This window comes from Amycolatopsis sp. NPDC098790, assembly GCF_044759945.1.
Taxonomy (GTDB): domain Bacteria; phylum Actinomycetota; class Actinomycetes; order Mycobacteriales; family Pseudonocardiaceae; genus Amycolatopsis.
Genome location: NZ_JBIWAI010000010.1, coordinates 153,162 through 168,082, shown reverse-complemented (window position 1 = coordinate 168,082; position 14,921 = coordinate 153,162). Strand labels below are relative to the sequence as shown.

Here is a 14,921-nt window from a genome sequence, read left to right as displayed (position 1 = left end):
CATGACCACCCCGACTCTGACCAAGGTGGACAGTGCGCCACCGAAGCGGACCAACAAGGTCATCACCGCGCTGCGGCGCTTCGCGATCTCGATCACGATCTTCAACATCGTCGGCTACACCGTGCTCGGCTTCGAGCAGCCGTGGCTGTACCCGTTCGTCGCGCTGGCGACCGCGTACACCACGGAGATCCTGCTCGAGATCATCAACGCCAGGGTGACCAAGCGGGACGTCCGGTTCAAGGGCAACGGGTTCAAGGGGCTCATGGAGTTCCTGCTGCCGGCGCACATCACCGGTCTCGCGCTCAACATGCTGACCTACGTCAACGACCGCATCCTCGTGATGATCTTCGGGGTGGTCGTCGCGGTCGGCGCCAAGTGGGTCCTGCAGGCGCCGGTGTACGGGCGCATGCGGCACTACATGAACCCGTCGAACTTCGGCATCACGATCATCCTGCTCGTGTTCCCGTGGGCCAGCATCGCCCCGCCGTACCACTTCACCGAGCAGATCCCCACCTGGGGCGGCTGGCTGATCGTCGGCATCATCCTCGTTTCGGGCACGGTCCTCAACGCGCTGCTGACCGGCCGCATGTTCCTGATCGCGGGCTGGCTGAGCTTCTTCGTCGTGCAGGCCTTCGTCCGCGGCTGGCTCTTCGACACGTCGATCTCCGGCGCGCTGGCGATGGGCACCGGCGTCGCGTTCGTGCTCTACACCAACTACATGGTGACCGACCCGGGCACGTCGCCGTCGAAGCCTGCCTCGCAGTTCCTGTTCGGATCCGGGGTGGCGCTCGCGTACGGCTTCTTCACCGCCGTGCACGTGGCCTACGGGCTGTTCCTGGCCACCGCGACCGTCTGCCTGATCCGCGGCATGTTCCTGTGGGGCCTGCACTTCTCGAACAAGGCACGGATCAGGTTCGAGGCCGACCAGGCCGCGCAGAAGGCGAAGCTCGAACTCGCCTCCGCACCGCCGGCCGGTGACGAGAAGCCGGGAGCGGTCGCGGCATGACCGTCCCCTCGGACGAGGCACGGGCGGCGCGCACCGCGCCGCCCGGGCCGCCGCGCCGGGCGACGTTCCGGTTGCTGAAGCAGCTCTTCACCGACCGGCTCGCGCTCATGGGCGACAACGCCGAGACCTACGGCGACGTCGTCCGCATCGCCATCGGCCCGAAGGCGATGTACCTGGTCAACCACCCGGACCTGGCCAAGCACGTCCTCGCCGACAACGCCGCGAACTACCACAAGGGCATCGGCCTGCAGGAGGCCCGCCGTGCACTCGGCGACGGCCTGCTGACCAGCGACGGGGAAACCTGGAAGCAGCAGCGCCGGACCATCCAGCCGGTGTTCCAGCCCAAGCGGATCTCGCGGCAGGCCGCCGTGGTGGCGTCCGAAGTGGACGCTCTGGTGAAGCGGCTGGCCGAGTACGACGGTTCCGTCGAGATCCTGCACGAGATGACCGGGCTGACGCTCGGCGTGCTCGGCAAGACGCTGCTCGACGCCGAGCTGGGCGGGTACGAGACGCTCGGCCACTCGTTCGAGGCCGTGCAGGACCAGGCCATGTTCGAGGCGGTCACGCTCAGCATGGTCCCGCAGTGGGTGCCGCTGAAGAAGCAGCTGGAGTTCCGGACCGCGCGCGAGGACCTGCGCCGGATCGCCGACGAGCTGGTCGAGCAGCGGCTGGCGAACCCGGTCGAGAACGGCGAGGACGTGCTGTCCCGGCTGATCGCGTCCGGGAACGGGGAAGGCGCGTCGCGCGAGCGGATGCGCGACGAGCTGATCACCCTGCTGCTGGCCGGCCACGAGACCACGGCGAGCACGCTCGGCTGGGCGTTCCACCTGATCGACGAACACCCCGAGGTCGGCGAGCGGCTGCACGCCGAAGCCGTCGAGGTGCTCGGCGACCGGCTGCCCGAGCACGAGGACCTGCGGCGGCTGACCTACACGGTCGCGGTCGTCGAGGAGGTCATGCGGCTGTACCCGCCGGTGTGGCTGCTGCCGCGGATCGCCCAGGCCGACGACGAGATCGGCGGGTACCACGTGCCGGCAGGCTCCGACGTCGTCGTGGTGCCCTACACGCTGCACCGGCACCCGGGCTTCTGGACCGACCCGGAACGCTTCGACCCGGAGCGGTTCACCGCCGCGGAGCGGCCGCCGCGGTACGCGTACCTGCCCTTCGGGGCCGGGCCGAGGTTCTGCATCGGCAACAGCCTCGGGGTGATGGAGGCGGTGTTCGTGCTCGCGATGGCCGCGCGCGACCTCGAGCTGCGCAAGGTGGCGGGCAAGGTCGTCGAACCCGAGGCGATGCTTTCGCTGCGGGTGCGTGGCGGGCTGCCGATGACCGTGCACCGCCGGGAGCGGACGCGCCGGTCCGAAGCAGCCTGACGTCTACTGTGGACATTCGATGAGGAGGTAGGCCGGTGCAACCCGAGGCCACCGAAGAAGAACGCGTGAAGAACATGACCCTGGAGGCCTACGCGGACACGATCGTGCCCGGGGAGAAGCGCTCGGCCGGCGATCGCGCGATCGCCGGGGCCGCGCCCGGGCCCGGTGCGGTGGCCGCGGGTGCGCTGGAGCTGCTGAACTTCGACGCGACCGGCGTCACGGCCGGCCTGCCCTACCTCGCGCAGTCGCTCAACGACCACGCGAAGTCCTACGGGGGCGAGGTCGAGCTGGAGCTCGACCACGACGTCCCGCCGTTCGTCGCGCTGCCGTACGAGCACCGCCGCGAGCTGGTGCGGCGGCTGACCACCCCCGGTCACCCGGAGAAGGACGGCTGGGTCAGCCTCGCGCTGTTCTGCAACATGGCCTACGACAGCGCCGCGCACCTGCACACCGCCGACGCCATCCGCGACGGGCACCCCGGCCTGCTGGCACTGGGGTACAAGGCCCCGGACGCCGACGGCTTCTGGCGGTTCCCGAAGTTCGGCTACGGCCGCAAGCTGGCCGAGCTCCACCCCGACACGACGCCTTCCGGGAGCCCCGCATGACGGCCATCGACCAGACCGACGTCGTCATCGTCGGCAGCGGGTTCGGCGGGTCCATCCCGGCCTACCACCTCGCCGCGGGCGGGGCCAAGGTCACCGTCCTCGAGCGCGGGCCGTGGCTGGCGGCCGACGACTTCGAGCACGACTACCTGCTCGGCTCGTCCTACACGCGCGCGTTCGACTTCGTCGTCGGCGACGGGATGAGCGTGCTGGGCGGCAACTGCGTCGGCGGCGGCAGCGTGGTGTACTTCGCCGCGATGCCGCGGGCGCCCCGCTTCGTGTTCGAGCGGCACGGCAGCATCGGGCGCCGGATGTGGCCGTCGGTCATCACCCGCGACTCCCTGGAGCCGTGGTACGACCGGGTCGACGAATCGCTCCCCGTGTCCAAACAGGACTGGAACGACGTCTCCTACGCCGGCGGCCTGTGGGCGGCGGCCTGCCACCACTCCGGGCGCACCGCGAACCCGGCGCCGGTGGCCGTCGACAACGGCACCTGCGTCAACTGCAACTTCATGATGGCGGGCTGCAAGTTCGACGCCAAGCGCTCGATGCTGACGAACTACCTGCCGGCGGCACTGGCGCACGGCGCCGAAATCCGCCCGCTGCACGAGGTCCAGCGCCTCGAGCGGACCGAGGACGGTGGCTACCGCGTCCACTTCGACCTGATCGACGAAGAGGACTACCGGATCCACACCGGCAGCGGAGTCATCGAGGCGAAGGTCGTCATCATCGCCGCCGGCGCCGGCGCGACGCCGGTGATCCTGCAGCGCTCGGAGGCCTCGCTCGGCGCCATGCCACACGGCGTCGGCCGGTACTTCTCCGGCAACGGCGAGCGGCTCAACACCGCGATCATCGACGAGGACCGCGTCCGCGAGGTGCTGGGACTGTCCCGAGAGGACGGTCCGGTGTACTCCGCCAACCACATCGGCAAGGGCCCGACCGTCGCGAACTGGGACAAGCTCGACGGGTCGCTGCCGGAGTACGAGCGGTACTCGCTGGAGCAGCTGTACTTCCCACCGGGGCTGGGGACGATCCTCGCCCAAGTGCCGGGCGGCGACGAGCCGCGCTGGTACGGCGCGCAGAAGAAGGAGATCCTCAACCAGTGGGCCAACTGGCTGACGATCTTCCTGATGACCGAGGACGACAACGAAGGCGTCTTCGGCGCTCCGCCGCCGACCGGCAACGCCTACCGGATCTCCCAGCAGATGCTCGGGCGCGGTTCGCTGCGCTACGACCCGACGACGAACACGCGTCGCGGCTGGGCGCTCGCGGACGCGGACTGCAAGGCGATCATCGAGAAGGACGGCCTCGCGAAGGTCGCGCCCTGGACGAACGACGTCGTCGGGGCGTACACCGTGCACCCGCTGGCGTCGTGCCGGATCGGGGACGACGCGGCGACGTCCGCGCTGCACGCGAACCACGAGCTGCGCAACCACCCGGGCATCTTCGTCACCGACAGCGCGTCGGTGCCGGGTGCGCTGACGGTGAACCCGGCGATGACCATCGCCGCGCTGGCGGAGCGGTCGATCCCGGGCATCGTCCGTGCGTTGCAGGCCCGGGACGTCGAGGTCAAGTACGGCGCGCCCGCCCCCGACGGCTCGATCACGGGGCGGCGTGCGGTGTCCAAACTGGACCTGGTCGCCGGGAACTGATGCACGGGTACTTCGAACTCGCGTTCCCGAGACCCCGGGAGCGCGAGTTCGCCCTTTCCCGAGGAGGAACGATGGCGCCCGGACTGGTGCGGTTCGCCCTACGGCGGACGCTGCGGGACGTGAAGTACGTCGAAGCCGTGCGGCCGCGGCGGGCACGGGGGCTGGTGCGGGACGTCTACCGGCAGGTGGAGCGGGACTTCGGGATGCTCGCCCCGCCGATCGCGCTGCACTCGCCCGCGCCGGAGGTGCTCGCCGCCGCGTGGCTGGTGCTGCGGGAGTCGCTGGTCGCGGCCGGCACGGCGAGCCGGTCGGACAAGGAGGTCGTCGCGGCCGCGGTGTCGGCGGCGAACTCCTGCCCGTACTGCGTCGAAGTGCACGGCATGGCGCTGAGCTCGCTGGGCGACCCGGCCGCGGCGGCCGCCATCGAGAGCGGTGCCGTGCGGTCCATCCCGGACGGCGGCACCCGGGCCCTCGCGGTCTGGGCGCGGGGAGAGGGACCGTTGCCCGCCGGGCTCCCGAGCGCGACCGCGGCCGAGTTCACCGCCGTCGCCGTCGCGTTCCACTACCTGAACCGGGTGGTGAGCGTGTTCCTCGGGCCGTCCCCGCTGCCCGAAGCGGTACCGCCGGGCGCGCGCGGCCGGGTCAGGACGGTGCTGGCCCGGCTGTTGCGTCCGGGACCCGCCCCCGCACCGGGCGACGCACTGGGGCTCCTCCCGCCCTCGCCGGTGGCTCCGCCACCCTGGTCGGTCACCGGCCTCGTCGGCGACTCGTTCGCCCGGGCCGGTGCGGCGTTCGACCGCGCCGGAGAACGGGTGGTGCCGCCGCGCGTGCGTGAGCTGGTCCGGTGTTCGCTCGAGAACTGGGACGGGACGGCTCCCGGCTTGAGCCGGGCGTGGGTGGAGGAGGAGCTGGCCGGTCTGCCGCGGGGCGAGCACGCCGCGGGCCGCCTGGCCTTGCTCGTGGCGAAGGCCCCCTACCAGGTCGACGCTGCCGCCGTGACGCCCGTGCTGCGTGACCTGGGAGAGGGCGGCCTGGTCGAGCTGACCGCGTGGGCGGCCCACGCCGCCGCGACCGGGCTGGGTGAGCGCCTGCCGGTCCGCCCACGAGGAGAAGACGCTGGGCCACCCGGCCAGCGATGATCGGTGGGCCGGATCGACCGCCGGGTGCCGCAGGACCGGGACACACCTGAAATCCCCGGGTGCCGGACCCGGCGGCCCGGCCCTTCGTCGAGTGGTGAGAGGACAGACGGGTGACTGACACAACAAACGTGCTGGCCGGCCTGGAGGCCGAGGCTGCCGCGCTCGACGCGCTCGTGGCCGGGCTCACCGAGGCGGAGTGGGACACCCCGACCCCGGCCCCGGGCTGGACGGTGCGCCACCAGATCGCGCACCTGGCGTTCATCTTCCGCATCGCCGGCCTCGCCGCCGCGCAGCCCGACGTCTTCGGTGCCCTGGCGAAGCAGACCGAGGCGGTCGGCTTCGACGCGGCCGTCAACGCCGCGCTGGCCGACTACCTGGGCGACCCGGCGGAAGTGCTGCTCACCCGCTGGCGCGCCGAGCGTGACGCGGGGCTCAAGGCGCTCGCCGCGGTACCGGCCGGACAGCTGGTGCCGTGGCTGGTGAACCCGCTCCCGCCCGCGGTGCTCGCGTGCGCCGGGATGATGGAGGTCTTCGCGCACGGCCAGGACGTGCACGACGCGCTGGGCGTGCGCCCGGTGCGCACCGACCGGCTGGGCCCGCTCGTCGGGTTCGCGGTCCGCGTGCGTGACTTCGGTTACGAGGCAAGGGGACTCACGCCACCCGGCGTCGAGTTCCGGTTCGAGATCACCGCGCCGTCGGGTGCGGTGTGGACGTTCGGTCCCGACGACGCCACCGAGCGGGTGACGGGGAGCGCCGAGGACTTCTGCCTGCTGGTGACCCGGCGGCGGCACCGCGACGACCTGGACGTGCGCGCGGCGGGTGAGCTGGCCGGGCACTGGCTGGACATCGCGCAGGCGTACCGGGGACCGGCGGGCGAAGGCCGCCGCCCCGGCCAGTTCGCCGACTGATCCGACCCTGGTGCCGCCGTGTGTCCACAGTGGAGCGCGGCGGTGGTGAGACAGAGCACTGATACGGGCTTGAGAGCTGGTGGGAGCGCTGTGGCATGAGCGTTGAGCGGATTTCGATCGTGGGTATCGGTCTCCGGTACCCGGACGCGGGTTCCCCGGAGGAGCTCTGGGAGAACGTGCTCGCGGGCCGCCGGGCGTTCCGCAGGCTGCCCGACGAGCGGATGAACCGGGCGGACTACTACTCGGCCGACCCCAAGGCGCCGGACCGCTTCTACGCCCAGAAGGCGGCGGTGCTGCGGGACTTCGAGTTCGACCGGGTGCGCTACAAGGTCGCCGGGAGCACCTTCCGGGCCACCGACACGACGCACTGGCTCGCCCTCGACGTCGCGGCCCAAGCCCTCGCCGACGCCGGGTTCCCGGAGGGGGATGGCGTCCCCCGGACGACCACCGGCGTGGTCATCGGCAACAGCCTCACCGGCGAGTTCTCCCGGGCCAACATCATGCGGCTGCGCTGGCCCTACGTCCGCCGCACGGTCGCGGCCGCACTCGCCGGCCGCGGCTGGGGCGACGAGGAGACCGCGGCCTTCCTGCGTGACCTGGAAACCCAGTACAAGGCGCCGTTCCCCGAGATCAACGAGGACACGCTCGCCGGTGGCCTCGCCAACACCATCGCGGGCCGCGTCTGCAACCACTTCGACTTCGCCGGCGGTGGGTTCACCGTCGACGGCGCCTGCTCGTCTTCGCTGCTTTCGGTCGTGACGGCGGCGAACGCGCTCGCCCAGGGCGACCTCGACCTCGCCGTCGCCGGCGGTGTCGACCTGTCGATCGACCCGTTCGAGGTGATCGGCTTCGCGAAGACCGGCGCGCTCGCCAAGGGCGAGATGAAGGTGTACGACGCCGGCTCCAACGGGTTCTGGCCCGGCGAGGGCTCGGGCATGCTGGTGCTGATGCGCGAAAGCGACGCGATCGCGCAGAACCGGCGGATCTACGCCTCCATCGGGGGCTGGGGTGTCTCCTCGGACGGCAAGGGCGGCATCACCCGGCCCGAGGCGGCCGGGCACCGGCTGGCGCTGAAGCGCGCTTACGACCGCGCCGGGTACGGCGTCGAGACCGTGTCCTACTTCGAAGGCCACGGCACCGGCACGGCGCTGGGCGACGCCACGGAGATCGAGGCGCTGTCCACCGCGCGCCGCGACGCCGACCCGCTCGCCAAGCAGGCCGCGCTGAGCACGATCAAGGGCAACATCGGGCACACCAAGGCAGCGGCGGGCGTCGCCGGGCTGATCAAGGCGACGCTCGCCGTGTACCACCAGGTGATCCCGCCGGCGACCGGGCACTACGAACCGCACGAATCGCTGACCGGCGACTCCGCGCGGATGTACGTGCCGGCCGACGCCGGGCTGTGGCCGCCGGAGCAGCCGGTCCGCGCGGGTGTCTCCGCGATGGGCTTCGGCGGCATCAACTCGCACGTCACGGTCACCGAGGCGCCGAACTCCCCGCGCCGCAAGGAGGTCGACGAGCACACCCGTGCGCTCGTCTCCGCCCGCCAGGACGCCGAGCTGCTGCTGTTCGACGCCGCCGACACCGACCAGCTGCGGAGCAAGGTCGCCGAGGTGCTCGCGTTCGTGCCGAAGCTCTCGTTCGCCGAGCTCACCGACCTGGCCGGCTCGCTGGCCGGGGACCTGGACGGCCGCCCGGTGCGCGCGGCGGTCGTCGCCGCGAACCCCGAGCAGGCCGAGCGCAAGCTCGCCCGTCTGCTCGAGCTGCTCGGCACCGACGCGGATTCGGTGTTCGAGGCCGCCGATGGCATCTTCGCCGGTTCCGGCCGGACCGCGCCGCGGATCGGCTACCTCTTCCCGGGACAGGGGTCCGGGCGCGGCGGGGCGGGGGCCCTGCGGCGGCGGTTCACCGCGGCCGAGGACATCCACCGCGCCGCGGGGCTGCCGGTCTCGGGCGACCAGATCGCCACCGAGGTCGCCCAGCCGCGCATCGTCACCGGTTCGCTCGCCGCTCTGCGCGTGCTGCGCTCGCTCGGCGTCGAAGGGGACACCGCGACCGGGCACAGCCTCGGCGAGCTGACCGCGCTGCACTGGGGCGGCGCGCTCGACGAGCGTTCGGTGCTGAAGCTCGCCGGCGTCCGCGGCAAGGTGATGGCCAGCGACGGCAACGGCGACGGCGCGATGGCGGGGATCGCCGCTTCGCCCGGCCGCACGGAAGAGCTCGGGCTCGGCACCGACGTCGTCATCGCCGGCTACAACGGCCCGGAGCAGACGGTCATCTCGGGGCCCGCGGCCTCGATCGACCGCATCGTGGCGCGGGCGAAGGCCGAAGGCGTCACGGCCGCGCGGCTGAAGGTGTCGCACGCGTTCCACTCGCCCGAGGTCGAGCCGGCCGCGACGGCGATGACCGAGCGCCTCCGCGAGTTCACCTTCGCCCGGCTCGAGAGGCCGGTCGTCTCGACCGTCACCGGCGATCTCCTGCACACCGCGGAGAACCTGCCGGAGCTGCTGCGCGACCAGATCGTGCTGCCGGTCCGCTTCCGCGAGGCGGCGGCCCGCGTGGCCGAACGCAGCGACCTGGTCGTCGAGGTCGGTCCCGGCCGCGTGCTGGCCGGGCTGTTCGAGGACATCGCCCCGGACACCCCGGTCCTCGCCGTCGACTCCGACAGCGCCTCCCTGGCCCCGCTGCTGCGGGTCGTCGGTGCCGCCTACGCCGCCGGAGCCCCGGTGAACGTGGCCGGCCTGTTCGCCGGACGGCTGGTGCGCGAGCTTCCGGCCGACCGGGTCTTCTCGTTCCTCGCCAGCCCCTGCGAAGCCGCGCCCGAGATCGACAGCGAACTCGCCGCCGAGCTGGCCGCCGAGAAGGCCCAGGCCGACGAGTCCGAAGGCGCGCTCGCCGACACCGGCAGCACGACCCTGGACCTGCTGCGCAAGCTCGCCGCCGAGCGCGTCGAGCTCCCGCTGGAGACGGTCACCGCCGACACCCACCCGCTCGACGACCTGCACCTGTCGTCGATCACGGTCGGGCAGCTGGTCAACGACGTCACCCGGGCACTGGGCCGCCCCGCCCTGGAAGGCATGCCCAACTTCGCGACGGTGTGCCTCGGCGAGCTCGCCGAGATGATCGACGAGCTGGCCCAGACGGCGAAGCCGACCGACGCCGGCCTGGGTGAAGCACCGGGTGTCGGTCCGTGGGTCCGGCCGTTCTCGGTCGGCTACGTGCCGGCTCCCCGGCCGGCCGTCGAGGTGGTGACCGGGGTGAGCGCGGCCGAGTGGACCGCGTACGCCACGGACGGTCACCCGCTCGCCGAGCCGCTGCGGACCGCGCTGGCCGGCGCGGGTCTCGGCGACGGCGTGCTGCTGTGCCTGCCCGCCGACTGCGACGAGTCCCACACGGGTCTGTTCCTCGAAGCGGGCCGCGCGGTCATGGGTGCTCCCAACGGCACCCGGTTCGTCGTGGTGCAGCACGGCCTCGGTGCGTCCGGGCTGGCCAAGACCCTCCGGCTGGAGGATCCGTCGGCCAAGACGACCATCGTCGACCTCGCCGACCCGGCGCCTGCCGACCCGGCCGCGGTCGCCAAGGCGGTCTCGGTCGTGGTCGCCGAAGTCGCGGCCACGAACGACTTCGCCGAGGTCCGCTACGGCGCCGACGGCGGACGGACGGTGCCGCGCCTCGGCGCGCTCCCCGCCGCCCCGGCGGGGCTGGTCCCGGAGAGCCTGGACCCGGGCGACGTGCTGCTGGTCACCGGCGGCGGCAAGGGCATCACGGCGGAAAGCGCGCTGGCACTGGCGAAGGACTCGGGTGCCCGGCTCGCACTGCTGGGCCGCAGCGACCCGGAAGACGACGCGGAGCTGGCCGAGAACCTCGACCGGATGGAAGCCGCGGGCATCCGCTACCGCTACGAGCGCGCCGACGTCACCGACGCCGGGCAGGTGCGGGAGGTCGTGGCCCGGATCGAAGCCGACCTCGGGCCGGTCACGGCCGTGCTGCACGGTGCGGGCCGCAACGAACCGGCCGCCCTGTTCAGCCTGACCGAGGACGCGTTCCGGCGGACGCTGGCTCCGAAGATCGGCGGGCTGCGGGCGGTGCTCGACGCCGTCGACCAGGACCGGATCAAGCTGCTGGTCACCTTCGGCTCCATCATCGGCCGGGCCGGCCTGCGCGGTGAAGCGCACTACGCCACGGCGAACGACTGGATGACCGAGCTGACGCTGCGGTTCGGCCGGGAGCACCCGAAGGCCCGGGCCATCGCGCTCGAGTGGTCGGTCTGGTCCGGCACCGGCATGGGGGAGAAGCTCGGCGTGGTCAGCGCCCTGATGCGCGACGGCATCACGCCGATCCCCACCGAGGAGGGCATCGCCATCCTCCGCCGCGTCCTGGCCGACCCGGCCACGCCGCCGGTGCTGGTGGTCTGCGGGCGGACGGCCGGCCTGGCGACGCTGCCGATCCAGCGGCGCGAGCTGCCGCTGACCCGGTTCGTCGACCGCGCGGTCGTGCATTACCCGGGCGTCGAGCTGATCACCGAGGCCGACCTGTCCGACGGCAGCGACCCGTACCTGGCCGACCACCTGCTCGACGGGCAGCTGCTGTTCCCGGCCGTGCTGGGCATGGAAGCGATGACGCAGGCCGCGGCGGCGACGCTGGACCGGACCGGCGCGCCGGTCCTCTCCGACGTCGAGTTCCTCCGGCCGATCATCGTCTCGCCGGGCGGCTCGACCACGATCCGGCTGGCCACGCTGGCCCGCGACGCCGACACCGTCGACGTCGTGATCCGCAGCGAGGAAACCGGCTTCAGCGCCGACCACTTCAAGGCTCGGCTCAGTTTCGCGCGGCCGGCGGAGCTCGGCGAGCGGGTCACCCGCGACGTCGCACTGCCGCCGGTCCCGGTGGAGCCGATCAGCGAGCTCTACGGTTCCGTCCTGTTCCAGGGCAAGCGGTTCCAGCGCGTGCTCGGCTACCGGCGGGCGAGCGCGCGGCACGCGGTCGCCGAGATCGCGACCAGCGCGGACTTCTCGTGGTTCGCGCCCTTCCTGCCGCAGGACCGGCTGCTGGCCGACCCGGGCACCCGGGACGCGATGATGCACGCGATCCAGTGCTGCGTCCCGGACGCGACGCTGCTGCCGCAGGGCATCGAGAAGCTGTACCTGGCCGAACCCGGTGTCCAGCACGAGGAATACGTGCTGCTGGACGCCAGGGAACGCTCCCAGGACGGTGACAGCTACGTCTACGACCTCGACGTGCGCAACCCCGACGGGACGCTGGTCGAGCGCTGGGAGGGGCTGAAGCTGCGCGCCGTGCGCAAGCGCGACGGCGCCGGGCCCTGGGTCCCGTCGATGCTCGGGTCCTATGTGGAGCGTGCGTGTGAGCGCCTGCTCGGTGGGACCGGGACGCGGTCGGTGGTGCTCGAGCCCGACCCGGCCGGCCGGCCGGCCGAGGGCATCGCCGAGCGCCGGGCGCAGACCGCGCTCGCCGCGGGCCGCGCCCTCGACGGCCCGGTCGACATCCGGTACCGCCCCGACGGGAAACCGGAGTGCGACGGCGTGAGCGTCACGGCCTCGCACACCTCGCAGCTGACGCTCGTGGTGGCCGGTGCCGACCGGCTCGCCTGCGACATCGAAACGGCGGTCGAGCGCACCGACGAGGACTGGGCCGGGTTGCTGGGCGAGGAGCTGCTCGCGGTCGGGCAGCTGCTGGCCGCCGACGCCGGCGAGCCGGTCACGGTGGCCAACACCCGGGTGTGGAGCGCGCTGGAGTGCGTTCGCAAGACGGGTGAAATGACCCAGGCCCTCACCGTGCGCCAGGTCGACGCCGACGGCTGGGCGCTGCTCGCCTGCGGCGACGCCCGGATCGCCACCTGGTCGACGACCGTCAACGACCGGCCCGACCCCGTGGTTTTCGCCGTGCTCCACGCAGAGGGGAACTGAAGATGACCGACTACTACGAGATCCGCCACACGGTCGGCTTCGAGGAGACCAACCTGGTGGGCAACGTCTACTACGTGAACTACGTTCGCTGGCAGGGCCGCTGCCGCGAGATGTTCCTCAAGGAGAAGGCGCCGGCCGTGCTCGAGGAGGTCCGCCAGGACCTCAAGCTCTTCACCCTCAAGGTGGAGTGCGAGTTCTTCGCCGAGATCACGGCGTTCGACGAGCTGTCCATCCGCCTGCGGCTGGAAGAGCTGACCCAGACGCAGATCCAGTTCGCCTTCGACTACGTGCACCTCACCGACTCCGGGGAGGAGCGGCTGGTGGCGCGCGGACGGCAGCGGATCGCGTGCATGCGCGGGCCCAACACGAACACCATCCCCGCGCGGGTGCCCGAGCAGCTGCGGGAGGCGCTGGCGCCGTACTCGACCCTCGGCGCGTCCGGCTCGGTGAACGGCAGGGGGGCCTGACATGTCCGCTGCCGAGCAGGGCACGCCACGGCCGTTGGTCAAACGGCTGCACCCGGCGGGCCGGCCGCGGCTGTCCGAACAGGCCGGCCTGCGGGAGGTCATGGCGCAGTTCACCACGGGCGTCACGGTGATCACCGCCGGCGGGGAGCAGGCGCACGGCATGACGGCCAACTCGTTCACGTCGGTTTCCCTCGAACCGCCGATGGTCCTCTGCTGCGTCGCCCGGGCGGCCCGGATGCACACGGCGATCCTCGCCGCGCAGTCGTACGGGGTCTCGGTGCTCGGCGCCGACCAGCGCGAACTGGCCAAGTACTTCGCGGATTGGCGGCGCCCCGCGGGGCCGGCCCAGTTCGACACGGTCGACTGGCAACCGGGCCGGCAGACCGGCGCACCGCTGCTCACCGGTGCGCTGGCGTGGGTCGAGTGCCGGCTCGCCGAGGTCTACGAGGGTGGCGACCACTCCATCTTCCTCGGCCACGTGGTCGCCACCCGGCGCAGCGACGAATCGCGCTCGCTCGCGTTCTACAACGGCGGCTACCACCACATCGACGGCCGCATCCGCGCGAGCGCGTGATGGACGTGACCGTCACCGGGGGCACCGGCTTCGTCGGTGCCCACACGGTGGGCGAGCTGCTGCGGCGCGGGCACCGGGTGCGGGTGCTCGCCCGCGACCCCGCCCGGCTGCCCGCCGCGCTGGAGCCGCTCGGGGCCGACCCGCGCGCCGTGGAGGTCGTCGCGGGCGACGTCACCGACGAAGCCGCGGTGGCCGCCGCGGTGCGTGGCGCGGACGCCGTGCTGCACGCGGCCGCCGTCTACTCGTTCGACAGCCGGCGCCGGGCGGAGCTGCGCCGGGTGAACGAGCGCGGCACCGAGGTCGTGCTCGAGGCCACGCGGCGCGCGGGAACCGGCCGGGTCGTGCACGTCTCGACGGTCGGGGCGCTGTACCCCGCGGCGGAGGTCGGTCCCGGGTCGCCGGTGGGGAGTCCGGCCGAGCCGTACCTCGCCGCCAAGGCCGCGGCGGACCGGGTCGCCCGGCGGCACGCCGCCGCGGGGGCCCCCGTCCTCATCAGCTACCCGCCCGCGCTGCTCGGCCCGGGCGATCCGCGCGTCGGCGACCAGAACGCACGCCTGCGCGACGTCCTGCGCGGCTTGATGCCGTTCTGGCCGGACGGCGCCCTGCCGCTCGGGGACGTCCGCGACACCGCCGTTCTGCACGCCGACCTGCTCACCGCCGCCGAAGTCACCGGGCAGCGGTGGTTCGCGCCGGGCCGGCTGGTGCCGGCGCGGGACTACCTCGCGCTGCTGAGGGCGGTGACCGGCCGGGCGCTGCCCGCGCTGTTCTTCCCGCCGCGGGCGATGGTGCCGGTGGGCCGGCTGGCCGACCTGCTGCAGCGGTGCTGGCCGTGGCACATCCCGGCCGAGTACGGCGCGATCTACGTCTGCGCGGTGGCCGCGCCGGTCACCCCCGGCGCGAGCCCGCCCGCGCGTCCACTGCGCGAGACGATCACCGACACCGTCCGGTGGCTGCGCGAAGCCGGCCAGCTGACCGAGCGGCAGGCGGGTGCCGCGGCGACGCCACCCACCGCGAAAGCGAGCGGCCCCGCCGGGACCGCCGAAGCCGGAAGGGGATGGGCACGATGACGCAGAACCGGCCGACCGACAACGAAACTACGACCGGCGACCGCGCCGCCTTGCCGCCCGAGGTGGTCGTGACGAGCCCGATGCCGCGGCTGGGCCGGGGCATCCGCTGGAGCGACGTGCTGGCCGAAATCGAGCGCGACGAGCGGGAACGCGCAGTCACCAGGGCCTACCGCGACGCGGCCTGACGGGCCGCGGCTTGACGGGCCGCG

The 14,921-nt window shown here is 72.8% G+C and carries 11 protein-coding genes; all 11 read left to right on the top strand.

Annotated elements, in window-relative coordinates; all coding sequences use genetic code 11:
* Window position 1 precedes the first annotated feature (1 nt).
* Entirely contained in the window at window positions 2–1,006 is a 1,005-nt protein-coding gene (locus tag ACIQWX_RS48425) for an enediyne biosynthesis protein (protein ID WP_400886541.1), read from the top strand.
* Entirely contained in the window at window positions 1,003–2,379 is a 1,377-nt protein-coding gene (locus tag ACIQWX_RS48420) for a cytochrome P450 (RefSeq protein WP_400886539.1), read from the top strand. The genes ACIQWX_RS48425 and ACIQWX_RS48420 overlap by 4 nt, the downstream gene beginning before the upstream one ends.
* A 35-nt stretch (window positions 2,380–2,414) precedes the next feature.
* Window positions 2,415–2,984 carry a DUF5987 family protein gene (locus ACIQWX_RS48415; protein WP_400886537.1) on the top strand — a complete coding sequence of 190 codons (570 nt, stop codon included), beginning with the start codon at window positions 2,415–2,417 and terminating at the stop codon, window positions 2,982–2,984.
* A complete protein-coding gene (locus ACIQWX_RS48410; RefSeq protein ID WP_400886535.1) occupies window positions 2,981–4,633 on the top strand; it encodes a GMC family oxidoreductase N-terminal domain-containing protein in 1,653 nt (550 codons plus the stop codon). The genes ACIQWX_RS48415 and ACIQWX_RS48410 overlap by 4 nt, the downstream gene beginning before the upstream one ends.
* Before the next feature lie 71 nt (window positions 4,634–4,704).
* Complete coding sequence (locus ACIQWX_RS48405; RefSeq protein WP_400886534.1) at window positions 4,705–5,772, top strand: carboxymuconolactone decarboxylase family protein; 1,068 nt, start codon at window positions 4,705–4,707, stop codon at window positions 5,770–5,772.
* Between the two features lie 110 nt (window positions 5,773–5,882).
* Entirely contained in the window at window positions 5,883–6,680 is a 798-nt protein-coding gene (locus tag ACIQWX_RS48400; protein ID WP_400886532.1) for a TIGR03084 family metal-binding protein, read from the top strand.
* Between the two features lie 95 nt (window positions 6,681–6,775).
* Window positions 6,776–12,604, top strand: coding sequence for an SDR family NAD(P)-dependent oxidoreductase (locus ACIQWX_RS48395; RefSeq protein WP_400886530.1), 5,829 nt, complete (start codon window positions 6,776–6,778; stop codon window positions 12,602–12,604).
* A gap of 2 nt (window positions 12,605–12,606) precedes the next feature.
* Window positions 12,607–13,071 (top strand): acyl-CoA thioesterase, encoded by a 465-nt coding sequence (locus tag ACIQWX_RS48390; protein WP_400886528.1) that lies wholly within the window; start codon window positions 12,607–12,609, stop codon window positions 13,069–13,071.
* A 1-nt stretch (window position 13,072) separates the two neighbouring features.
* Complete coding sequence (locus ACIQWX_RS48385) at window positions 13,073–13,645, top strand: flavin reductase family protein (protein ID WP_400886526.1); 573 nt, start codon at window positions 13,073–13,075, stop codon at window positions 13,643–13,645.
* Window positions 13,645–14,712, top strand: coding sequence for an SDR family NAD(P)-dependent oxidoreductase (locus ACIQWX_RS48380; protein ID WP_400886524.1), 1,068 nt, complete (start codon window positions 13,645–13,647; stop codon window positions 14,710–14,712). Before ACIQWX_RS48385 ends, ACIQWX_RS48380 begins: the two co-directional genes overlap by 1 nt.
* Window positions 14,709–14,897, top strand: a complete 189-nt coding sequence (locus tag ACIQWX_RS48375; protein ID WP_400886522.1) for a DUF6222 family protein — start codon at window positions 14,709–14,711, stop codon at window positions 14,895–14,897. The genes ACIQWX_RS48380 and ACIQWX_RS48375 overlap by 4 nt, the downstream gene beginning before the upstream one ends.
* Window positions 14,898–14,921: the final 24 nt, after the last annotated feature.